The organism is Prolixibacteraceae bacterium (genome assembly GCA_019856515.1).
GTDB lineage: Bacteria > Bacteroidota > Bacteroidia > Bacteroidales > Prolixibacteraceae > Halosquirtibacter > Halosquirtibacter xylanolyticus.
In genome coordinates this window covers 4,480,575-4,504,024 of the sequence record CP082230.1, presented here as the reverse complement: position 1 = coordinate 4,504,024, position 23,450 = coordinate 4,480,575, and the positions used below count along the sequence as shown (strand labels likewise).

Genomic DNA, 23,450 nt, shown 5'->3' with positions numbered 1-23,450 from the left:
ATGGAGAAAATTGCTAACTTATTGATTTTATGGTTTAAAGAAGAAAAAAGAGTACTTCCATGGCGAAAAAACAGGTCTCCTTATCGAGTTTGGGTATCAGAAATCATACTTCAACAGACAAAAGTAGCTCAAGGAAAAGCCTATTTTGAACGATTTATGGAACTATTTCCTAACATAAAATCACTTGCTTCGGCAGAACAGAAAGAGGTTCTTAAAGCTTGGGAAGGCCTCGGATATTACTCGAGAGCCAGAAATCTTCATGAAGCAGCCAATCAGGTCATGGTACGTCACGATTGTATTTTTCCAAAAACACACAAAGAGATCCTTGCACTAAAAGGTATTGGAAGTTACACAGCTGGAGCCATACTATCATTCTCATGGGATATGCCATACCCTGCCATTGATGGGAATACGATTAGAGTTATCTCAAGATTGTTTGGCATCAACTCCTATTCTCACCTAACATCAACACACAAACAGATAGCAGAATTAATTATTGAACTATATATATATGGTAGACCTAAGATAATAAATGAAGCAATCATTGAACTAGGAGCACTCGTATGCTCGCCCAAAAATCCAAACTGTAGTGCTTGTCCAATTAATAGTTACTGTATCGCAAAAAAAGAAAACACCATTAATGCTCTTCCACGAGTAAAAAAGAAATCACAGCCGAGTGAAAGAGTTCTACATTTTATTCTACTACATGGCCCCAAAGACACCATATATATAGAGGAGCGAAAAAAAGATGATATATGGAAAGGGCTTTACACTCCACTATTAATTGAAGGGGCTGAGAAATTTGCTTCATCGAAAGAGATCCTAAGATTCACCGAAAAGAAAAATATAAATATTGAGTCATTAGAACAGTTCGACACCATCATTCACAAACTAACCCACCAAACATTACATATTATTATTTGGAATGCATACACATTAGATCAGTCATCACATTTCATTGCAAAAAGTGATTTATTAAATTTTCCAACACCAAAACCTTTCATGTCATTTTTCAAAAAATATAGCGAGTAATGAACATTATATTTAAAAATCTTGTATTTTATTATATTACTCTTAATATTTGCATATATGTCAGTGAATAAAGTTATATTAGTTGGACGTGTTGGAAAGGACCCGGAAGTACACTATTTCGATAAAGATAATTGTGTCGCAAGGTTCCCTGTTGCTACCAACGAATCACACACAACTCCTGCTGGAGAGAAAGTGGTTCAAACCGAGTGGCATCGTATTTCTTGCTGGGGCGCACAAGCTCTATTAGCAGACAAACACATAAAAAAAGGGATGCAATTATATATAGAGGGCAAATTACGAAGCCGAAATATTGAAAAACAGGGAGAAAATCCGGTACGAATAACTGAAATAATAGTACAACAGATACAGTTCCTTGAGAAAAAGAGAGAGGAATAGTCAAAACGAAAAGTTTTACCTTAAATAACAAACATTGGAAGCAGACGCAATTCCCTCCCAAATATGGGAGGACATAAATAAGATACAGTTCTATGGAGCAAACATAGAAGATTTCATTGGTATCTTTTTTCTACTAATATTACTTATTCTATCTGGTCTAATTTCTGGATCTGAAGCATCATTTTTTGCATTATCTCCAAATGATATTAAACGTCTCAACCAAAAAGGCAACAAAAAAGGAGCTGCAACCATTAATCTATTAAAAAAACCAGAGCAGTTACTAGGCTCCATACTGATTGCAAACAATTTTATTAACATCGGTATAGTTCTTCTATCTGCAAAAATCACCACTAGTTTAATAGACTTTACCAATGCACAAACGATTGGGTTTATTTTTCAGACCATCATCATCACTTTCATTATTTTATTATTTGGTGAGATCATTCCCAAGGTATATGCAAGTAAACAGTCTTACAGTTTTTCGTTAAGGATGACCCCAACATTTTCCATTCTTAACAAACTTTTTAGGCCCATCAACATACTACTCATAAAATCATCAAGTCTTGTCAATAAGAAAGTCTCACATCACAAAAACAACATGTCGATATCCGATCTTTCTCATGCACTCTCACTTACAGAGGAGCATGAAATAAAACAGGACAAAGACATATTAGAAGGGATTGTTAAATTTGGGAAGAAGTCAGTAGTTGAGATTATGTGCTCTAGACTTGACACGGTAGCATTAGATTGGAATGAGTCATTTAATACCGTTATTGAGACTATTAACGATTCAGGGTTTTCTCGCATTCCGATATATGAAGACACATTCGATAATATTAAAGGAGTGCTTTATATTAAGGATCTTCTTTCACATCTTCATAAAGGAAATACATTTAGATGGCAAACATTAATTAGACCTCCGTTTTACATTCCTGAGAATAAGAAGATCGATGATCTTCTAGAGGAGTTTCAGAAATCAAAGATTCACATGGCTTTTGTTATTGATGAATATGGTGGTGTATCAGGAATTGTAACATTAGAAGATGTTCTTGAAGAGATCGTAGGGGAAATATCTGATGAGTTCGATGAAGACGAAAAGAATTTCACTAAGATCGACAATCAAACATACCTCTTTGATGCTAAAACACTATTAGTAGACTTTTTACGAGATCTTCATATTGAAGAGGATTTTCTTGATGATGTAAAAGGAGATGCAGATACCATTGCTGGATTACTACTAGAAATAAAAGGGGACTTTCCACTAATAAAGGAAAAAATTGTCATCGGGAATATCGACTTTATTGTAGAGAAGATGGATGCCCGACGCATCATTGAAATACGAGTGATCAACAAACAGAATTAAATAAAAAACAATGAAATATATATTGGCTCTCTTTATTGCAATAACCATTATTAGTTGCAAGGATAATGTAACCCCAAAACCTAAAGGTTATTTCAGAATAACATTTCCAATAAAAAACTATACAGAGATTAACTCCATAGAACCGTTTCATTTCGAATTACCACAATATGCCACCATTGTAAAAGAGAATGCAAAAAAAGAGGATCAATTCTACAACGTACATTTTAAAGACAATGAAGCAAACATCTATCTCAGCTATTTCAAAGTAAAAAACAACCTCCCCTCACTTATAGAGGAGGCACATAAATGGGCATTCAAACACTCTATTCGTGCGGATGCCATCGAGCAGAGGCAATACGCAAATGACCAGAATAACACTTATGGCTTGGTATATACAATTGAAGGGAATGCAGCCTCTCCTGTTCAATTTTACCTTACAGACTCCACACACAATTTCTTAAGAGGTGCACTGTATTTTAACAATGTACCGAACCAAGATAGCCTACAGCCAGTAATTAATTTCATTAGTGAAGATATTATCAAATTGATCGAAACAACCCACTGGAATGAGTAAGCTTAATTTTCAATTTATCAAAATCGAGGATGCAACTATTGGTATTGTGGAGACAAGTCATGTTTCATTAAATGAGATAGACATTGATCAATTATCACACTCGGATAAGGAATCATTCATCAAGATTAGAAATGACAGAAGAAAGAAAGAGTGGCTCATCTCACGAATGCTACTAAGTAAAATTCTTAACCATTATCCACAGATAAACTATTTAGACTCTGGGAAACCCATACTTGATAATAATTCGCACCACATATCAATCACTCATTCAAAAAACCATATTGCAATAATGGTTTCAAAAGAAAAAGAAGTGGCACTTGATATGGAAGATACGAACCGTAAGATCAGTCATCTAGAAAGCAGATTTATCAATAATGAAGAACAGGTAAACAACAATCTAGATTACTTCAAAATATGGTGTGCTAAGGAGGCTATATTTAAACTCCTTGACCACCCCAATATTGAGTTAAAAACAGAAACGACCACTGACCTTAAGAACGAAACTATAACCTTTAAACGAACTAGCGAGACATTCAAACTGAATTTCATTACTAAGAACAACGATCTTCTCTGTTATATTATAAGATAAAAGAATCCGTTATTCTTGGACTCATTTACGATTATATATATCTTTAGTCTCGAAAGAGAATATTGATTAAAAAAATATAGGAATGAGTAATCCAGTTTCACAAGCACTAGTCATCTTTGGCGCTTCAGGAGATCTTACAAAAAGAAAACTTCTACCCTCGATATATCAACTTTTCATACAAAACAGCTTACCCAAAAAGTTTCTTCTTTTAGGTGCGAGTAGAACTGCCTTCTCAGACCTTGAATTTAGAGAGAAGATGATGGAATTTCTTCCTCAAGACAATCCCAAAAAACTTGAGGAGTTTCTTGAATTCCTTCATTACGAACCAATTCAAACAGACAATGAGAAGGACTACTACAAGCTTAAAGAACGATTAGAGTCCTTGTGTAAAGAGAAAGAAGTTGAAAACAACTATATATTCTATCTATCAACACCTCCATCTCTATATTCTATCATTCCCAAACATCTTGCCACTGTAGGACTAAATAGGGAAGAGAGTCATTTCCGTAGACTTATTGTAGAGAAACCTTTTGGAACAGATCTTGAGAGTGCAATCTACCTCAACAAAGAGCTAATAAAATATTTCGAAGAACAACAGATCTATAGAATAGACCACTATCTTGGGAAAGAAACTGTGCAGAACCTTCTAGTACTTAGGTTTGCCAATGCCATTTTTGAACCGATATGGAATAGAAATTTCATTGACCGAGTAGAGATCACCTCTGCTGAAAGTCTAGGGGTAGAGAACAGAGGTGGATATTACGAGAAATCAGGTGCGCTTAGAGATATGATTCAAAATCATCTTCTTCAGTTAGTTGGTTTAGTCGCTATGGAACCGCCTGTTGAAGTAGAAGCAGATACTATTAGAAATGAAGTTTTAAAAGTATTCAAAGCATTTAAACCTTTTAGCTCTGATGAAGATATTGCTAAAAATGTAATCCGAGGACAGTATACAGCTTCTAACATCAAAGGGAAACCGACCAAAGGTTACCGAGATGAAGTAGGTGTTGCCCCAGACTCTCGAACAGAAACTTTTGCAGCACTGAAATTCTACATCAATAACTGGAGATGGAGCAATGTACCCTTTTATATCCGTACAGGAAAGAGGCTACCAACCAGAGTAACGGAAGTGGTTATCCACTTTAAAAACTCTCCTCATCATCTATTTTCAGGAGGAAAAGAGTTACCACAAATTCACAACCAACTTATCATCCGAATACAACCCGATGAAGGTATTCTAATGAAATTTGGAATGAAAGAGCCAGGTGCTGGATTTGTTACCCAACCAGTAAACATGGACTTTCACTACAACACATTAACAGATAAACAGCTTCCTTCAGCATATCAGCGTCTACTTCTAGACTGTATGATTGGAGATGCAACACTCTATTCAAGAGGAGACACAGTTTTAGAAGCATGGAAATTTGTAAAACCGATCCAAGACTATTGGATGAAAGAAGAAGCTCCGATATATGGATATCCTGCAGGAACATGGGGTCCATATGAAGCGGACGAACTGATTGAAGGAGAGGAACAAACATGGCGCTATCCTTGTAAGAATCTAAGTAATGATGGTTTATATTGTGAACTTTAATGACAAGTCAAAATGAAAGAGCCAAAGTATATCACCTATAAAACGAGCCAAGACATTGCAGAAGCATTGATTCATTGGTTAGATAATTGGTTAAAAGAACGTGACAACCAAGAGACACACATTGCAATATCTGGAGGAAGTACACCGAAACTTCTCTTTTCATTGCTACCACACATGGAAGATATCAAACTACTTGAGAATGTTCATTTTTGGTGGGTAGATGAGAGATGTGTGGCATCTACTGACAACGACAGCAACTACAAGTATTTTAAGGAGCTGTTTTTGGATAAGGTAGATCTAAACCGAGATCACATCCATCATGTAATAGGCGAAGCGAATCCTGATGACGAGGCACAAAGGTATGGTAACCTCATTGAAGAGACATTACCTACAGTAGAGACCTGGCCAATCTTTGATCTTGTGCTTTTAGGCATGGGAGATGATGGACATACCGCAAGTATTTTCCCTTATCAGATGGAATTTATGACCTCACATGAAATCTGCGAGGTCGCAACCCACCCTGTAAGTGGACAAAAAAGGATCACATTGACAGGCTCAGTAATAAATAGATCTAAACAGGTTATCTTTCTTGTGACTGGAAAAAACAAGAAAAAGATATTCAATCAGATAAAAAATAAAGATTCTGCATCACAGAATTACCCTGCCTCACATATCACAAGTCAAAATGAGGTATTATGGTTTATTGATAAAGAGGTTGAATAATAAAATCGGGTAGATGGCTGGAAGATATTTTATCTTCCAGTACACCTCCCACACCACCGTACGTACGGGTCTCGTATACGGCGACTCCCTAAATCACGACTTTACTCTCTGATAATAATCACTTAGCGTAATATAGCCTGCCTTCTCCAAATTCTTATTCGTTATAGTCGTTTGTAGAATTGGACTCTTTGAAATGCGCCAATACTTTTTCCTCGTATTAGCATATTCATACGCTTTGTTCTTCGAAACTCCGAGTTTCATTAAATTCTTCATCTTCGTTCTTACTCTTTTCCAACATTTCCATATTACCATACGGATACGTCGTCTTAGCCATTCATCTACTTGTTTCAGAAATGATTTCATATCTGCCAATCGATAATAGGTTACCCATCCTTGAATATAGCTTTTAAGCTTGGATTTGATTTCATCGTAACCAATACTATTCTTCCGTGCTACAATTCCTTCCAAAGAGCGCTTCACTTTCCGTTGTGTCTTTTTCGACAATCGAAAACGAACGACACCTTTTGTTTTGTAAAAACTGTAACCAAGAAACTTAATCTGATTGTAGCGCACCACTTCTGTTTTATCTCGATTCACTTTTAAGAATAGAGTATCTTCTATAAAACGAATTGTAGAATTCATCGTGCGTGTAGCTCCTCGCTTGCTTTGACATAAGATGACAATATCATCTGCATAACGAACAAACTCATGACCTCGTCTTGTGAGTTCATGGTCTAATTCATTCAGCATAATGTTGCTTAGCAATGGACTTAATGGTCCTCCTTGAGGAACTCCTGTTTCTGTTTCTTGAAACTGCTCTTCAACAACAACTCCGGCTCTTAGATATTTATGGATTAAGGAAACTAATCGTCCATCTTTTATCGTTCGTGATAAGATCTCTATCAATTTGCTATGATTGACGGTATCGAAAAATTTCTCCATATCCATATCGATAGCATAATGATAACCTGATGTGATCATTTCTCTACAGGCTATAATGGCTGTATGTGCTCCTTTATTCGGACGGAATCCAAAGCTATAATTGGAAAACTGTTCCTCATAAATAGGACTAAGAACTTGTGAAATGGCTTGTTGAATGACACGATCAACGACAGTAGGAATACCTAAAGGGCGTGTTTTACCTGGTTCTTTGGGTATTTCGACTCGTCGTACAGGATTGGGAAGGTATTTCCCTTCTCGTAGTTCTGCTATTAAAACTTCTCGATGAAGTCTGAGATAATCTTTTAAGGATTCCACTTGCATCTCATCAACTCCATGACTCCCTTTATTACGATAAACCTGTAAATAAGCCTTATTTAGGTTACCTGATTCTAGGACTCGTTCTAATAAATTATCTGTTGTAATGGTCGTTTCCATAATGCCTTCAGTTATCCCTTTGAAAGTGTGCGCTCTTGAGTTATTCTCGAGTTCCGCTCTACCTTCACTTAAGTAGCTATCTTCCGATATTTTCTGCATTGATCCTTTCATTAGGTAACAGTCTGTATTATGAACAATTTAAGATTCAGTCCTTCCTGTAAAGTGGCTACAGTACTATGACCTCGGCTGACTTCTCACAGTTAACTTTTTATGAATGGACAGGGAAATACATTGTATCCATCTGCGAGACCTCCCATGGTAAGGAAATTAACTTTCACTCCATCTATCCGCCACATCTACGGTATAAACTCCGTGTAGAATTCGGACTTTACTTTGTGTTGCAAGCTTATCCAGTTATATACCGCCTAATGCGATTCGTGTACCTCGGATCAGAGTTTTGCATATGGCTTCCTTCAGGTTATACCTCACGATAAGCACCCTTGCCTTCAGGTTATACCTCACGATAAGCACCCTTGCCTTCTGCTAGGTGGTTGGCTCTACAAACCTCCACTACGGACTTACACCGATTAGTTAATTTCCATGCATGGCACACAACAAAAGCGGTCCTTCATAACAAAGACCGCTTTTATTTATATGATTACACTGGTATCATAACCATTTCTTTCGTCTAAAATAGACCAGTGTCAATAGTGAACTGGAGATCATCAGAAAGATACAAAATGGATAACCAAACTCCCAAGTTAATTCTGGCATAAACCTAAAATTCATTCCATACATACTTGCAATAAGTGTTGGAGGAGAAAAGATAACGGTTACGACAGTAAAAATCTTAATAATCTTGTTCTGATCTAGATCAATTAGCCCCATTAATGTACTTTGCAAAAAATCTAGGCGTTCGAAACTAAAAGCAGTGTGATCAATCAATGACCCAGCATCTTTTAGTAACATTCGCAACTGTGCTTTATCATCTTCTGGAAAACGACGACTCTTAAGAATTGAAGAGATTACTCGTTGCTTATCCACAATATTCTCTCTCAATAACATGGTGGCTTCTTGCAATTTAGCAATCTCAAGAATAAGACGTTCCTCTAGCTCTTGCTTAAAACGAATTCGTTGGCTAATCGCATTAATTTCGCGCCCTACAAACTCAATTAGATCGGCATCAAAATCGATACGAACATCTAATAAAGTTAAAAAGACATACCAACCTGTGGCATCCATTGAAGGTTGACCAACCAAACGCTCATATACCTGATAAAAACCATTGGTTTTCTCCGAATGATAAGCAAATAGTATCTTATCTTTGAGGATAAATGAGACGGGGGTATAACCGAACTTACCATCGATCACACGCATAAAGTTAGAGTTTGCTCTAACCACTTCTCCACTTTCAGAATATCGAGAACTACTCTCAATCTCTTCTGCTTTATGCCAACTTAAAAATGTGATATCAAAATATTCCTCTACAATACTTTTTTCTTCAAAAGATGGTGATTCGAGGTCTACACATAAAACCTCTTTTCCATCTAAATCTTGTAGTGAATTAGAAGAAGAAGAAAAGTGATATCCATTTTCATCGCTGTAGATATAATTAATCATAACTACTCTCTTTGGAAACTCATTATTCATGAAAGGATTTCCCAAAGAAACAATTCAAAACAACTATATTTCAAAAAGTTCTTCTAGAGCGCCAAAGTAATCTTCATCCCACCCTTCTGCAATATTATCATATGCATCTTCAGGTATACTCTGCTGTTTAACCTCTACGCTCGTTCCTTTCTTATGAGGGTGTAACTTGATTGTAACAAGAGAAGTTTCGTCCTCTCCAAAATACCATAACTGTTCAATCTGCTTATTGGGTTCATAACTGATTATCTTACCACAGATTGCTCCATCCCACATAGAAAACTCACCTCCAGGCTCCTTTGGCATTACTGCAGGCTCTCCTGTCCATATCTCTATCATGACGGGATTCGTCAGACAGTTATAGATATCTTCAGGTGATCCTCCTAGAGTAAAATACTTCTTGTATTCTTTCATACAATATCCTCTTTGATCAAAGAGCAATCATAAAAACAATGCCCTTCAATATGATTTAACAAAAGAAGTCAACTTTTGATCAAAATAATCGACTTTTTTTCATCTTGCTAAAGTATAGGTTTTTAGTTTAACACGAAAATTATCATCATATTTATCACTCGCTTTCTTTCATTTTCATATCAAAGCCCTCAAAAGAAATTGCTACCCCAACAAATAATCACACATCCACTTATCGTAGAGGTTGATCTCTTCTAAACGAAGAAGATTAGACATAAACATCACGACTCTATGAAACACCCCATATTTCTCGCACAGACGCTATATGCGCTTCTTTTTTCAATTCTAATATCTATCCTTAGCAAATGGACTTAAACCGCTCCAAACACAACACAATGCGAAAAACTTGTATATATTAAATGACGCAACATATCGCTATTAGCTATTTTATGATCGATTGACTTTTAACACCTTACTAAGGAAACAATGTCATTACACTTCCGTCGGATTAATAGCAAATTGCTAGTCATCAATTTTTCCTAAAAGTAAATCACCATTATTTCAACCAAGCCCCATACGGGGTGACAAAATCTAGCCCAATGGTGAAATGAATATGTTGCGCTGTAGCGCTACATAATAATGAGCCTTGGGTACAACACACCTCTAATCTATAAGGGCTGAAGGCTTGCCCCATCTCGTGCGATTCAACCAAATCCGTATTCATCCATTCTACATCCAATACGACATAAATTTGTGCCGATTTATTAGCAAGTGAGGGATACCACCACCACTGGAAACGCTGAGCTCCACTCGGTATCGTGCCACAAGAGAGCGACAATCTTAGTATTCATCTGCGTAGGTTGCATCACGGGTAAGTTAGTCGATGGTAAGGTTGACACACGATGCCGAGCGAAGCTCAGCATTGGTCCCATTCTTGCACCTCAATCATATCCGTGAATTACGTGGCTAATGATACTTTTCTTTAACATATGTGACGCCAGACCTTCAGCCCTTGGTTGTAGGTTTTATTTTATTACCCAAGGCTTCAACCTGTATGATGCGCTACTGCTCAACATATGGTCTCCACCCTTGGGCTAAGTTCGATTTCCCCTTCAGGAAACTATTGAAGTATTAACCCAATGATAACAAGTCACAATTAATTATTTTATGATAGTTAATATCATCAACTACTATCAACCCGACGGCATTATATCGATAATAGATTAATTGAATTTATGACACAACTTATAAAGACTTCTAAAAAGAAAATATTTTTGATATTAGACAATCTTAAAGTACACCATAGTAAGATCGTAAAAGAATGGGGATCTGACAATAAGAATAAAATAGAACTCTTTTTCTTGCCATCATACTCTCCTGATAGAAATCCAGATGAATTTCTGAATTGCGATTTGAAACAAGGTTTATCTATAAAGCCCTCACCTAGAACACAAGAGAAGTTAACCCAAAATGTCAAAGATCATATGACTATGCTTAAAGAATCACCTTATAGAGTGAAAAACACTTTAAAGCTGATAGCATTAAATACGCAGCTTAAAATAACGTTAAATTACCGTCGGGTTAATAATTATGCTGTTTTGCCACAAAACACACATTGACAACAATAATTCTAAATGATTTGTCGTATTGCTTTCTTGTTTGAAACCATATCGACTACTTTAGAAACACACCATTTATCTAAATATCATGTTTTAGATAAACAAAAAGATGGAGGCACATCATTATTTTTTAACACAATACAAATAAATTTTGTACATCAACCTATTTAGTTTATGTTATTAACTCTGATTATTTAAATATTTGTAAATAAGTGTTTTATCTTGAATTAATCATATAGAAATAGCATAAAACACATCATTGCGAATACTTAGTAGGTAAGAATATCTATCATTTCAATATATCTATAGAGATAATATCCTATTTTTGTTCCAAATGTTTTAATAAATATCATGATAAACAAGATAAATAACTATCTGAATTTAGTAAAATTCTCCCACACCATCTTCGCGATGCCATTTGCGATTATTGGCTTTACATTGGGATATGCCGAAGAGCATCTATTTCATTTAAATACATTTCTATTGGTCATCCTCTGCATGTTTTTTGCAAGAAATGCAGCGATGGGGTTTAACCGACTTGTAGACAGAAAATACGATGCAGAAAATCCACGTACCAGTAGCAGAGAGATACCTAAAGGAATAATTAGTCCTATACATGCAAGAAATTTTGTCATCTTCAACGTGATTGCATTTATCGCGACAACATATTTCATTAATCCATTATGTTTTTACCTATCACCTATTGCGATTTTCACTGTACTTTTTTACAGCTACGTAAAGCGCTTTTCAAGTCTATGCCATTACGTTCTAAGCTTAGGTCTTGCTCTTGCTCCAATAGGTGCTTATTTAGCCGTTAGAGGTCATTTTAGTCTTATTCCAGTACTATTCAGTTTTGTTGTATTCTTCTGGGTTGGGGGATTTGACATCATCTACTCTTGTCAAGACGAAGGTTTTGACTCTAAATTTAGTCTCTACTCTATTCCTTCTCTTGTAGGAGTAAGAAAAGCTTTGAATATATCCAAACTATCACATCTACTATCTATCTGTCTCCTAATCGTTATAGGAGTTATATGGCCATACAACGTAGCTATATACATTATTTCAGCAACAATTTTCACCTCTTTAATTCTATATCAACATTCGCTTGTTAAAGCAGATGACCTATCTAAAGTAAATATTGCTTTTGGAACCACCAATGGTATTGCAAGTGTACTTTTTGCCATAGGAATTATAACTTCAGTCCTTTGGTAAAAAACAATTGACCCAAAGAGTCCGTATAGAATATCACGACGATAAAAAGTTGACTTTACTAGAGGCTATATACGAAGAAAGGAGATACCTATAAAAGTATCTCCTTTCTTATGTAACACCGACTACATATTCAAAGATTTCAATATTCTGTACTCTGAGATTAATAGAATCTATAGCTAAATCCTAAAGTGATCATCTCTTTAAACTCAAAGCGATTCTCCTCTCCCACTTTCACCTCTTTACCTGCGGAATCGGTCTCATATATCGGGAACATCGTATCGCTATTATACCTAGCATCACACAGAACCGTAGCTCTAATATATTGATTCAACTGTATATTCAATTTCCCTTCCCACTTGAAGTTAATAGACTTAAACACCCCTTTATACTTAGAGAATATCGATCCATTGGTTTCAAACGACATATCTTCACTAAAGATATGCTTATAATTTGCAGTAGCTGAGAAACCAGGATCCCACTGTTGAGACTTCCCCTTTTCTAAACCATATGCCGTCTCATCGATTTCATCTGTATCTAAAACAAAAGTAGCTTGTACAGCCAATGGAGAGAGCATCACAGACAAATTACTAGTGGGTTTATAATCCATACCGACAGAGAAACGTAGTCGACCGGGTGCCATAAATTTACTAGTTGGATCCGTTTCACTTTGATCATAATTATAACCAGGAGCCATCTGTGTTTGGAAATTTAACTCTCCCGAGTAGTACCATTTTTTAAATGCAGAGAAACCATATTTTGAATTCATCTCCAAATTATCGGTATTCTTACGCATTCCACTATCTTTATTTTTATTGATACCATACTTAATATCAATTTTATTCTCCCAAGTTTGTGTTGGCATCTTATAGTTAAAATGATAATTACCCATAAAAAGACCAGACAACGACGATTCTCCTCCAGCAGACCAATTAGATAGTGATGTCTGTGTAAATCCTAAGCTTACTTGCCCTCCTAAATCCCATGGTTGAACAGGAGCTTTCATTGCTACAGGCACAATAAACTCATCCGTGATACTATATTTCTTCTCTTTTAACTTGGTCGCCTGCTTATGCTCAGTCTGCTCAATACGAGTCAACTCAACAGAAGGATCATCAATAAATATATTTGCATTTCCTTTTCCTTGATTAAATACCAAAATACCCAAGGAGTCATTCTGCATATTCTTAAGATAGAAACGAATAAAATTATTCTTCCCCTCCTCATTACTTGTCCATATCGAGACCTCATTACCATCTAGATTTGTAAAGGTAACCTTAATAGAGTCTCGCTTAGCAAAACGTTGCAGATTATTGATTGCGGCAAATGCATCTCTATTGGTTGCACTAACCACAGAATCATTATAGAAATATAGCAAATCTTCATTACGTTGTTCTATCTCAAAGCGACGGTCGCTAACCACTGCCCCTGCAATAGTCTCTGCATAGTCTTTTCTATAAGCCTTAAAAAGTGAGTCTTTATACAATTCTCGCTGCTGTTCATTATATGCCATTCTCAAAGAATCTGAGAAATTAAGTCGAATACTATCGTATATATCCAACGACAAATCGGGGCTTAACTCCAAAGCAATAAATTTCTCATTCAGCGTATCAGCAAAAGCTTTGGGAACAACCTTTGATGTATTATTAAACAATTCGCTTGCAGGCAACATCGGAATGGTGCTCGCACTATCAGCAACCTGTAACAATAGAGAATCAGGGACTTCAATACCCGTTAAATAGAGACTATCTATGGTTTGCGATCTTAACGTATCTAACACAGCATTCATCGTACTGTCATTAACATAACCAGAAACAATATCCTTATCTTTTATATCTTCAACATCACGTTGAAAAATATTATCATAGCCAGGACTATTTAAATAATACTCCATATTAACAATTGTTGTGTCAATAGGATTATCCGTAGCATGATGAATTAGACCACTAATACTCTTTCTAAACTCTTGATCCATGATCTTCCACTCATCGGGAGAATACATCAATCTATTCAGTAGTCGAACACTATTCTTAACAGAATCTTGTTGCGTTGGAACATCTGGCACATCTTGTGCTTTAGACACATTGATTGCAAGCAATAAATTCAGTAGTGTAATTAAGGGAAGAATTTTTAAACGTAACATGAGCTATACTTATATTTTTTTTCAGTTACCTACAAATTTACATAATACTATATAAAATCAAACCTCTTTCTTAGATCTTTTCGAAGCAAAGTTCATCCAAATCAATGCAGCAGCCGTAAAGCCCATTCCAATCAAAGACAAAATAGATGGTGACTCATCTGGAAGAATGGTCCAACTCAATAATGCTCCCGACACTGGAATAAGGAATTTCCATATATTAATTTCAGAAACCTTAACTTCTGGACGCTGTAAAACAGTAAACCATAATGAGAATGCAGCAGCCGACAAAAAAGACAACCAAGCCAAAGAGTAATAGTATGGTTTTGGAAAAACAAAACCTGCAAAACCTTCGGTTAATAGTCCCATAATAAACAGACATACTCCACCAACAAACATCGTATACATCGTCAAAATCAGAGGGGGCATACTCTTTGTTTTTGACTTCACTAGTACATTTACAAAGCCTGAATTAAGATTGGTCAATAATAATAAAACAACTCCCACTACGGTCATTAAATAAGTTGTATTAGCCATTTTACCTCCTTTTCCTAGCACCACACATATGACCCCTATAATCCCCAAAGCGACACTAATCAGTTTATCTTTGGTCATCTTATCGGAATCAGAAGTAAAATGTGCAACCATCATCACAAACATTGGCCCCATTCCAATGATGATCGCACTCACAGAGCTAGGCATCAATCGAACCCCTTGATAAAACAGAGCATAATGAATAACTGTTTGCATCAATGCCAACAAACTCATATACTTCCAATGTTTCTTAATAGAAGGTATAATTCTCTTCTTATGAGGAATAAATGGAAAAATAATCAATCCAGACAACATAAATCTTATTCCAGCAAATTGAAGTGGAGGAGTATATTGTATCCCAATCTTAATCCCAACGAATGCTGTAGACCACAACAAACAAGCCACAATGGCCATAAAATTGGAATTTAATAAATAATTACTTTTCATTAACCTCTTTTTAAATCATCGACACTTTATTCTCAACATAAACTCTGCACTGGCATTATCACAAATAAATCCACTACAGGGTTTTAATCCGCGACAAATATCGCTTTTATTTTCACAACCGAAGAATCACATTTTTGTTTTAAGGATTAACTTCACAAATCCTTATTTTTCACAAAAAACATTCAATATAGAGCTTGAATTCAAACCTCCACCACCAAACCATCATCATTATACCAACTTCAACATGAAGTAAGCTATAACCTTGAGAAAAATTACATTTAAGACCTAAAATACGGTTCTTCCATGAATTGTGCTTATACAAATTATGAGTGAACCTAAAATATTTTTTAGATATATACTTAGATCTCTTCCTTTCTAAAGACTAGGCTATATACCAACAGAAACTTCACACAGCAAATACATGACAAGAAAGGAGTATAAATATATAAACATGCTCTAATCATACGATTCTAAATTATATAATATCCACAATCAATAGATCATTCAAACTCTTCAACACATGCTTCGAGAGGACTTCGTTTAATACCCTGATCAACAAAAAAACAGTAAGAACACGCACATAAGCTGAAATAGGCAACCTATTTTCATTAGTCGAAATCAGTCCATCATAACGTCAAACAGGCTATCAAACATTAACTTCTTATTAACTAACAAAATATATCATTAATTAAGATCTATTATAAAGACTACCCTCTTTGAATATTCCTGTAATATAATCATGGTTCGAAAGACATGATTTGAAAAACATCATCATTATACATTAATTATACCGATTAACAAGTATTTAATGGTAAAATACGAAATACTATACATTTCAACTTCTAACAACAGAACATAATCAACAACCCTACCATCACAGTTATATGTTAAAATATACACTTATTGTGTTTACACTATTTCACATCAAACACACCATATTAAAGATTCGTTAACAAGTGCATTTTTTACAATCGTTATCATTTTTTACAACTAACATTGCTCATGACAAAAGCAATCTGTTAAACATGCAACTATTTTGATGACACAAAAGATGAAGTGCATTTTTAATAAATAACCACTGAATAATCTTTTATTAATGTTGAATAAATTATTATCACTATTATTAGGTTTTATACTTTTATCTTCTCTTGAAGCGGAAGCGGAAAAGGTCACAGGAATAGTATATGATTATAAAACGAAAGAACCTATACCATATGTACAGGTAAAGGTCGCGGAGACGTATATAGGTACTGTAACCAGCGATGAAGGTTATTTTGAAATAGAAGTACCTAAGCTACCTGTTACAATAGAGATTAAATATATTGGTTACAAAAGTTTGACTTTAGATATAAAAGAGACAAAAAACAGTGTTTCAGTATATCTTCAAGAAGAGAGTCTAAAACTAGATGAGATAACAGTAACACCAAATACGTCATATGACCAATTCCTTCTAAAACAAATTGTAAAAAATCGCAAGCATAACAATCCTGATCTTCTGAATAATATCCATTATAGGGACTATACGCGTATGTCTGTATTTGTAGGTAATATCGACAAAAGAAAGATATCATCTTCGCGAATATTCAAGAATCAAACAGAAGCAATGATTCCGACCTCTGACACCACTGTAATGATGCCATTCTTTATTGAAGAAAGCATTACAGATCATTTTAGGTCACAACACAACGACAGTGTTAATCATGTCCTTAATCGCTCAGATGGAGTAATGAATGAAATTAAAGATCAAGTAAGAGGAGTGCTTAACAAACGATTGACTGCAGATATCAATCTGTATAACAATCAGATTGAGGTTTTTCAGAGAGGATTTCCAAGTCCAATCTCTAGAATGTCTTCTATATACTATAATGTTTATGTAACCGACAGCATCGCCAACGGGAACACAAAATTATACAAATTCGGTTTCTACCCTAAAAGCAAGAAGAATACAACCTTCTCTGGATACTTTTGGGTAGATAGTAAAAGTTGGGCTCTAACAGAAGTGAGAGCCAAGCTCCCAAACAGTGCCAACATCAATTTTGTCAGCAACTTCTCAATTGCCATAGATTACAAGCAAAACAAAAATGGAAAATGGTTTTACGATCAACAGAAGATGAAACTTCATTTTTCGTTATCCAAACAGGGAAAAGATTTAACTGGAAAGCCATTTCTAATACAACGAATAAATACATTTCAAGAGATACAACAGGTTAAAACACATATCCAATCCAAGGAGATACAACAGGTTAAAACACATATCCAATCCAAGGAGATACAACAGCTAGAGCAAGACTCTATCTTACACTTAGTTAGAAAACAAACACCCATGGACCAATTTGAGATGTCTGCAGACAAAGGTATTAAGATTCTTAAAAACAATTGGTTTATAAAAAATGTAGACCGCTTCAGTGCAATGACACTTAATGGATACTACAATCTAAATAAAATTGATCTAGGTCCATATTTCTCATTCTACAATAAGAATGAAATTGAAGGCTCTCGTGTAACGCTTCCATTTCGCACAAGCAGAAAAATGTTTGACAACTTTACAGTGGGTGGTTACCTTGGATATGGCTTTAAAAATAAAGAGTTCGCTTATGGAGGGAATATTGGGTACCAGTTCAAGACACCACATCGTTCCATAATATCAAGCAAATACCATTATGATTATTTCAACCTTACACGTAACAAGTTTATTGAATTTATTCAAGAAAACCCATATCAAAAAGGTGGTGGAAACATTATCTCATCATACACCTCATTTGAACCAAATCCATATATGCTTCGCAATCAACACGGTGACTTAACCTACGAATACGAGTTAAACAAGAGTATTGGCTTTCTATGGAGAGGGTCTTTAGATAGATACTATAGCAATCGTAATGTACCTTTTATTACTGACGGCAAGTCTATTTCAAACTTTAACACACAAAGTATACTATTTGACACCAGACTCTCATTCGACCAAGATTATGACGATGTATTTTTTTCTAGAATATATTATGGAAATAACAAACCTATTATACATCTTGGATTATTGTTTGGACACTACAATATAAACTCAATAACTAATCCTAAATCAGGGTACTATGCTAACTGGAATGTATCCGTAAAAAACAGAGTTAATATTGGTCCTACCTTTCTAAAATCATTCGTTGAGTTTGGTGGTATTATTGGCGACGTGCCTTATCCATTATTAAATATGGCCAAAGGATCAAGGGATCTCGGGTCTGCTAGATACCATTATAACTTATTGCATCACACATCTTACATCAGTGACCTTTACTTCAATCTACACTTAGCTTATAACACTGGTGGTATATTGTTTAATAAAATTCCATTAATAAAAGACTTTAACCTTAGAGAGATTTTCACTTTTAAAACCTATTACGGCACCCTAAGAGATGGACATAATAAGGTCATGAATATCCCCAACTTTTTTAACACCAACGCACCACAACCCTATATGGAAGCGAGTGCCGGAATTACGAACATCTTTAAATGTCTTAGAATCGAGTATGTATACCGCTTAAACAATGCAGAATCATTTAATAGTTTCTCTGATAAAAGTGGAATCCGATTCCGTATAGAAGTAACCTTTTAGAAAGTATAAGTTTATGACTAAGAAAATAAAAAGTATTGCATTCTTGATGGGATCGATGAGTCTTATACTATTCGTGTGTAGGCTCCTATTTACCATATTCAATAGATCACTTTTAGTGAATATCCCATTCAATCAACATATAAACATCTTTGCCATTGGGATTAGATACGATATTTCTATTCTTTTCTTGGTAAACATCCCATTTGTAATCTCTCTTCTATTACCCTTAGAAAAATTACATAAAAAGGGTAGTTATATGTTACGACTCCTACTCTTTGTTCTAACAAATGGGTTTGTAGTTATCGCTAATTTGGTAGACATCTTCTACTTTCCATTTACACTTAAGCGCATTACTATATCGATATTCCCGTATTTGAAGACACAAGCCAACATGAGTTCACTTGGTATTGAGTTCCTTATTACATATTGGTATGCATTTGTTTTACTTACACTATTAATATTTTCCCTAATTAAATTATTGGGCCATGCACTTTCAAAGATGGAAGATGAAATAGAACGACCAAAAGGAAACTGGGGAATTCCATTAATAATCCTAACTCTAGTATGGGTCATTGGCATTAAAAGCACACTAAATATTTTCGGGAAAGGAATAGAGATTGTATCATCAGTAGAAAAAATTAAAAATCCAATTGCATCTTCCGTAGCTCTCAATTCAGCTTTCACACTAATTAAATCAGCATCAACACCGTACATTCATATCAATAACATCCCAATAGACAAGACAACCACACCAGCCCCCTCACTCTCAAAATCTTTAAAAAAAGAGAATCAGAAAAATGTCGTAATCATTATTCTTGAGAGTTTTACTGCTGAAGCATCAAAGCTACTTAATCCTGAAATATGTGGGAATGGCTACACCCCATTCTTAGACTCTTTGATGCAAAATAGCTTTTACTATACCAAAGCTTCTGCAAATGGAAGAAAAAGCATGGATGCAGTACCTTCTATCTTTCTTTCTATTCCAGGAACACAAACGCCATACATACTATCTAAAGAGAATAAGACTAAACTTTCCTTACCCTCATGTTTAGCTCAACTAGGATACAACACATCCTTTTTTCATGGATCACATAATACCACAATGGGATTTAAAACATTTTGTCAAAAAAATGGAATTAAACACTACTACGGGTTGGATGAATATCCATATCAAGGTGACTTTGATGGTACTTGGGGGATTTGGGATGAACCATATCTACAATATGTCACAGATAAATTAGACGTAAGTCCTAAGCCGTTTTTTTCTTCAGTCTTTACACTTTCTTCACACAACCCTTTTGTTGTGCCCACAAAGTATAAAGGTAGATTTCCCAAAGGAGACCATGGAATAGAAGAAACCATAGGATATGCCGATCATGCTCTACGCCATTTTTTCACCCATATCAAAGACAAAGAGTGGTACAACAACACCTTATTTATCATTACTGCCGATCATGCTATCATGCCTTGGAGTAATAAATATGCAACAAACGAAAAAGCATTTCACATCCCTCTAATATTCTTTGATCCGGGAGCATCACTTAAAGGGAAAAGTGATGACAGAGCACAACAAATTGATATTTTCCCCACGACAATGAGCTACTTAAATCACCCATTGAAAGTACAATTACCGGGACAAGACCTATTTAGAGACAACAAAAAGAAATTCACGGTCTCCATCATCAACGAATCTTTCCAGTTTATCATGGGAGATATACTATACCACTATCTAGACAATGAATGTATTGGAATCTATAATATTAAGGAAGACCCATTAGAACAGATAAATCTTAAAAAAAACCAACATCAATATCTATCAGACATGATCCTCATTCAAACGTGGATCCATGATTATTGTCAAAAAAAGATTTAGATAGATACTATTAAAACAATCAAGAACTAAACAAAGAGTAGATACTATGAGTAAGTATGATTTTTTTAAGAATAACGCCATGATTACCCAAGCAAGACTGTTAAAAGAAGCAGATATGTACCCCTACTTTAAAGCAATCTCCTCGACACAGTCAGCTACCAGTATTATTCAAGGGAAAGAAGTATTAATGTTTGGATCGAATAACTATTTAGGACTTAATAACCACCCCCAAATCAAAGAAGCAAGCCAAAAGGCAATTGACAAATATGGTACATCATGTACTGGCAGTCGATTTATGAATGGAACTATTGACCTTCATCTTGAACTAGAAAAAGAGTTAGCTGAATGGCTTGGCAAAGAAGCAGTGATAATTTTCCCTACAGGATTCCAAGTGAACACAGGGGTTATCCCTGCCATGACAGGTAAAAATGATTATATTATTATCGATGAACTAAACCATGCCTCTATTATCGATGGATGTCGAATGAGTATGGCTCAACGCGTTAAATACCGACACAATAATCCTCATGACCTAGAACAAAAACTGAACAAAATAAGACATAAGAATGGCCGTAAACTCATTGTAACCGATGGAATCTTCTCTATGGATGGAGATATTGCCAAGCTAGATAAAATTGTAGAAGAAGCTGAGAAACATGATGCTTTCACCTTTGTCGACTGTGCTCATGCCATTGGTGTGATTGGAAAGCATGGAGCAGGAACTGCGTCCCATTATGGTATTACAGAAAGAGTTGACCTCATTGGTGGGACATTTAGTAAATCGCTAGCTTCGGTAGGAGGTTTTATTGCTGGGAATAAAGAAATTATAGATTACTTAAACCATGCCTCAAGAACATACATGTTTAGTGCCAGCTTGCCGCCATCATCTGCAGCAAGTGTTTTGGCAGCACTAAGAATAATGAAGACAGACGATTCATATAGACTGCGTTTATGGGATAACACACACTATGCGATCAACTTAATGAAAGAACATGGTTTAGACATTGGAATGGCTGAGACACCGATCATTCCTATCTACATTAGAGATAGCGTCTTAACCTTTCAAATTGCTAGAGAGCTATTTGAACGAGGAATATATGTCAACCCGGTAGTAGCTCCTGGAGTTAAAGAGAGCGATGCTTTGTTACGATTCTCATTAACGTCTGCACACTCTCACGAACAAATTGAATTTGCGGTAGGAAATATAGTTCAAGTATTAGAAAATTATAATGTATTAAAAACAGAACAATGTCTATAACAATCAAGGAGGTTGAATCGAAAAAAGAGATGAAGCAGTTTGTCAAGTTTTTCACGAAACTATATTATGACAATAAATTCGTTGCATTTCCTTTACATTTCGATGAAATGAAAACATTAGGAGAAGACAACCCTGCTCTAAGGTTCTGCCAGCTTAAATGCTGGCTGGCCTTCAAAGAAGGGGAAATTGTAGGGCGAATTGCAGCTATTATAAATAGCAAAGAACAAAAAGCGACACAGATAAATATTGGTCGCTTCGGACTCTTTGACTTCATTGATGACAAGAGTGTTTCATCAGCACTGATGAAAAAAGCAACCGAGTGGTTAAAAGAAAATGGAGTGGCTACTGTTCATGGGCCAATGGGTTTTACTGACATGGACAGACAAGGACTTCTTATTGAGGGGTATGAATGTCCTGGAACAATGGCAACCAATTACAACTTTAACTACTATCAAACACACATCGAAGCTCTAGCATTCAAAAAAAGCACCGATTGGATTGAATTTTTTCTACACACTGATGACAAATCATTGCAACGAATCAAGAAGCTTTCGGAGAGGTGTAAAAAAATAAACAACATAAAAAGTATTGAATTCAAATCAAGAAAAGAGGTTAAAAAAAGAGCTTACGAGATATTTCAGTTGGTCAACAGATCTTATTCCGAATTGTATGGATTTATTGAATTAGATGATGCACAAATTGAATATTACACAGAAGCCTATCTTAGTTTTGTTAACCTTAAGATGATTAGCGTAGTAGTGGATCAAGATGATCGTATCATTGGTATGGGTGTTAGTATGCCATCCTTTACCAAAGCGCTTCAAAAAGCAAAAGGTAAACTGTTTCCTTATGGAGCTATTGCAATGCTCCAAGCCTTACGTAAAAATGATCTTTGTGATTTATATCTGATCGCTATTGATAAAGAATATCAGGGAAAAGGTGTCAATGCCATAATAATGAATGACATATCAAATGGAGCTAAAGAACTTGGAATTAATAAAGCAGAAACAAATATTGAATTAGAAGATAACACAAAAGTTCATCAAATGTGGAAGTTCTTCAAAGGAGAACAACACAAACGTAGAAGGTGCTATATCAAAAACTTATCTTAACGTAATGCTAT

General features: G+C 35.4%; 18 protein-coding genes. 13 read left to right on the top strand and 5 right to left on the bottom strand.

The window, feature by feature from the left end; all coding sequences use genetic code 11:
• The 7 genes from mutY to pgl all read left to right on the top strand — a co-directional run bounded on the left by mutY (window position 1) and on the right by pgl (window position 6,271).
• On the top strand, window positions 1-1,032 hold the full coding sequence (gene mutY / locus K5X82_16540) for an A/G-specific adenine glycosylase (GenBank protein QZT36824.1): 1,032 nt from the start codon (window positions 1-3) through the stop codon (window positions 1,030-1,032).
• 57 nt (window positions 1,033-1,089) lie between these two features.
• The gene (gene ssb, locus K5X82_16535; protein QZT36823.1) at window positions 1,090-1,428 is read left to right on the top strand and encodes a single-stranded DNA-binding protein; all 339 of its coding nucleotides are present in this window, start codon (window positions 1,090-1,092) and stop codon (window positions 1,426-1,428) included.
• A gap of 34 nt (window positions 1,429-1,462) precedes the next feature.
• Window positions 1,463-2,791 (top strand): gliding motility-associated protein GldE, encoded by a 1,329-nt coding sequence (gene gldE, locus K5X82_16530; GenBank protein ID QZT36822.1) that lies wholly within the window; start codon window positions 1,463-1,465, stop codon window positions 2,789-2,791.
• Window positions 2,792-2,801: 10 nt separating this feature from the next.
• Window positions 2,802-3,365, top strand: a complete 564-nt coding sequence (gene gldD, locus K5X82_16525; GenBank protein QZT36821.1) for a gliding motility lipoprotein GldD — start codon at window positions 2,802-2,804, stop codon at window positions 3,363-3,365.
• A complete protein-coding gene (locus tag K5X82_16520) occupies window positions 3,358-3,954 on the top strand; it encodes a hypothetical protein (protein QZT36820.1) in 597 nt (198 codons plus the stop codon). Before gldD ends, K5X82_16520 begins: the two co-directional genes overlap by 8 nt.
• 82 nt (window positions 3,955-4,036) lie before the next feature.
• On the top strand, window positions 4,037-5,548 hold the full coding sequence (gene zwf / locus K5X82_16515; protein QZT36819.1) for a glucose-6-phosphate dehydrogenase: 1,512 nt from the start codon (window positions 4,037-4,039) through the stop codon (window positions 5,546-5,548).
• 12 nt (window positions 5,549-5,560) lie between these two features.
• Window positions 5,561-6,271 carry a 6-phosphogluconolactonase gene (pgl, locus tag K5X82_16510; protein ID QZT36818.1) on the top strand — a complete coding sequence of 237 codons (711 nt, stop codon included), beginning with the start codon at window positions 5,561-5,563 and terminating at the stop codon, window positions 6,269-6,271.
• 93 nt (window positions 6,272-6,364) lie between these two features.
• Here pgl and ltrA read toward each other — a convergent pair whose 3' ends face one another.
• The 3 genes from ltrA to K5X82_16495 form a co-directional block, all read right to left on the bottom strand.
• Window positions 6,365-7,747 carry a group II intron reverse transcriptase/maturase gene (gene ltrA / locus K5X82_16505; GenBank protein ID QZT36817.1) on the bottom strand — a complete coding sequence of 461 codons (1,383 nt, stop codon included), beginning with the start codon at window positions 7,745-7,747 and terminating at the stop codon, window positions 6,365-6,367.
• Window positions 7,748-8,257: 510 nt separating this feature from the next.
• Complete coding sequence (gene corA / locus K5X82_16500; protein ID QZT36816.1) at window positions 8,258-9,208, bottom strand: magnesium/cobalt transporter CorA; 951 nt, start codon at window positions 9,206-9,208, stop codon at window positions 8,258-8,260.
• A gap of 63 nt (window positions 9,209-9,271) precedes the next feature.
• On the bottom strand, window positions 9,272-9,649 hold the full coding sequence (locus K5X82_16495; GenBank protein QZT36815.1) for an SRPBCC domain-containing protein: 378 nt from the start codon (window positions 9,647-9,649) through the stop codon (window positions 9,272-9,274).
• Between the two features lie 1,232 nt (window positions 9,650-10,881).
• Here K5X82_16495 and K5X82_16490 point away from each other — a divergent pair.
• Both K5X82_16490 and ubiA read left to right on the top strand, forming a co-directional pair.
• Window positions 10,882-11,265 carry a transposase gene (locus K5X82_16490; protein QZT36814.1) on the top strand — a complete coding sequence of 128 codons (384 nt, stop codon included), beginning with the start codon at window positions 10,882-10,884 and terminating at the stop codon, window positions 11,263-11,265.
• 351 nt (window positions 11,266-11,616) lie between these two features.
• Window positions 11,617-12,477 (top strand): putative 4-hydroxybenzoate polyprenyltransferase, encoded by an 861-nt coding sequence (gene ubiA, locus K5X82_16485; protein ID QZT36813.1) that lies wholly within the window; start codon window positions 11,617-11,619, stop codon window positions 12,475-12,477.
• 160 nt (window positions 12,478-12,637) lie between these two features.
• Here ubiA and K5X82_16480 read toward each other — a convergent pair whose 3' ends face one another.
• Window positions 12,638-14,617 (bottom strand): DUF3078 domain-containing protein, encoded by a 1,980-nt coding sequence (locus K5X82_16480; GenBank protein QZT36812.1) that lies wholly within the window; start codon window positions 14,615-14,617, stop codon window positions 12,638-12,640.
• A gap of 57 nt (window positions 14,618-14,674) precedes the next feature.
• Complete coding sequence (locus tag K5X82_16475) at window positions 14,675-15,595, bottom strand: DMT family transporter (GenBank protein QZT36811.1); 921 nt, start codon at window positions 15,593-15,595, stop codon at window positions 14,675-14,677.
• Window positions 15,596-16,691: 1,096 nt separating this feature from the next.
• Between K5X82_16475 and K5X82_16470 the strand changes: the two genes are divergently transcribed.
• From K5X82_16470 to K5X82_16455, 4 genes are all read left to right on the top strand, one after another.
• Window positions 16,692-19,196 (top strand): DUF5686 and carboxypeptidase regulatory-like domain-containing protein, encoded by a 2,505-nt coding sequence (locus K5X82_16470; protein QZT36810.1) that lies wholly within the window; start codon window positions 16,692-16,694, stop codon window positions 19,194-19,196.
• Between the two features lie 13 nt (window positions 19,197-19,209).
• A complete protein-coding gene (locus K5X82_16465) occupies window positions 19,210-21,069 on the top strand; it encodes a sulfatase-like hydrolase/transferase (protein QZT36809.1) in 1,860 nt (619 codons plus the stop codon).
• 79 nt (window positions 21,070-21,148) lie between these two features.
• Window positions 21,149-22,327: a pyridoxal phosphate-dependent aminotransferase family protein gene (locus K5X82_16460; protein ID QZT39147.1), complete on the top strand. Its 1,179-nt coding sequence runs from the start codon at window positions 21,149-21,151 to the stop codon at window positions 22,325-22,327.
• On the top strand, window positions 22,318-23,439 hold the full coding sequence (locus K5X82_16455) for a GNAT family N-acetyltransferase (protein QZT36808.1): 1,122 nt from the start codon (window positions 22,318-22,320) through the stop codon (window positions 23,437-23,439). The genes K5X82_16460 and K5X82_16455 overlap by 10 nt, the downstream gene beginning before the upstream one ends.
• Window positions 23,440-23,450 lie beyond the last annotated feature (11 nt).

Bases quoted from the DNA above. Each gene is read 5' to 3' on its own strand.
- mutY (QZT36824.1), top strand. From the start codon at position 1: ATGGAGAAAATTGCTAACTTATTGATTTTATGGTTTAAAGAAGAAAAA.
- ssb (QZT36823.1), top strand. From the start codon at position 1,090: ATGTCAGTGAATAAAGTTATATTAGTTGGACGTGTTGGAAAGGACCCG.
- gldD (QZT36821.1), top strand. From the start codon at position 2,802: ATGAAATATATATTGGCTCTCTTTATTGCAATAACCATTATTAGTTGC.
- K5X82_16520 (QZT36820.1), top strand. From the start codon at position 3,358: ATGAGTAAGCTTAATTTTCAATTTATCAAAATCGAGGATGCAACTATT.
- zwf (QZT36819.1), top strand. From the start codon at position 4,037: ATGAGTAATCCAGTTTCACAAGCACTAGTCATCTTTGGCGCTTCAGGA.
- pgl (QZT36818.1), top strand. From the start codon at position 5,561: ATGAAAGAGCCAAAGTATATCACCTATAAAACGAGCCAAGACATTGCA.
- ltrA (QZT36817.1), bottom strand. From the start codon at position 7,747: ATGCAGAAAATATCGGAAGATAGCTACTTAAGTGAAGGTAGAGCGGAA.
- corA (QZT36816.1), bottom strand. From the start codon at position 9,208: ATGATTAATTATATCTACAGCGATGAAAATGGATATCACTTTTCTTCT.
- K5X82_16495 (QZT36815.1), bottom strand. From the start codon at position 9,649: ATGAAAGAATACAAGAAGTATTTTACTCTAGGAGGATCACCTGAAGAT.
- K5X82_16490 (QZT36814.1), top strand. From the start codon at position 10,882: ATGACACAACTTATAAAGACTTCTAAAAAGAAAATATTTTTGATATTA.
- ubiA (QZT36813.1), top strand. From the start codon at position 11,617: ATGATAAACAAGATAAATAACTATCTGAATTTAGTAAAATTCTCCCAC.
- K5X82_16480 (QZT36812.1), bottom strand. From the start codon at position 14,617: ATGTTACGTTTAAAAATTCTTCCCTTAATTACACTACTGAATTTATTG.
- K5X82_16475 (QZT36811.1), bottom strand. From the start codon at position 15,595: ATGAAAAGTAATTATTTATTAAATTCCAATTTTATGGCCATTGTGGCT.
- K5X82_16470 (QZT36810.1), top strand. From the start codon at position 16,692: ATGTTGAATAAATTATTATCACTATTATTAGGTTTTATACTTTTATCT.
- K5X82_16465 (QZT36809.1), top strand. From the start codon at position 19,210: ATGACTAAGAAAATAAAAAGTATTGCATTCTTGATGGGATCGATGAGT.
- K5X82_16460 (QZT39147.1), top strand. From the start codon at position 21,149: ATGATTACCCAAGCAAGACTGTTAAAAGAAGCAGATATGTACCCCTAC.
- K5X82_16455 (QZT36808.1), top strand. From the start codon at position 22,318: ATGTCTATAACAATCAAGGAGGTTGAATCGAAAAAAGAGATGAAGCAG.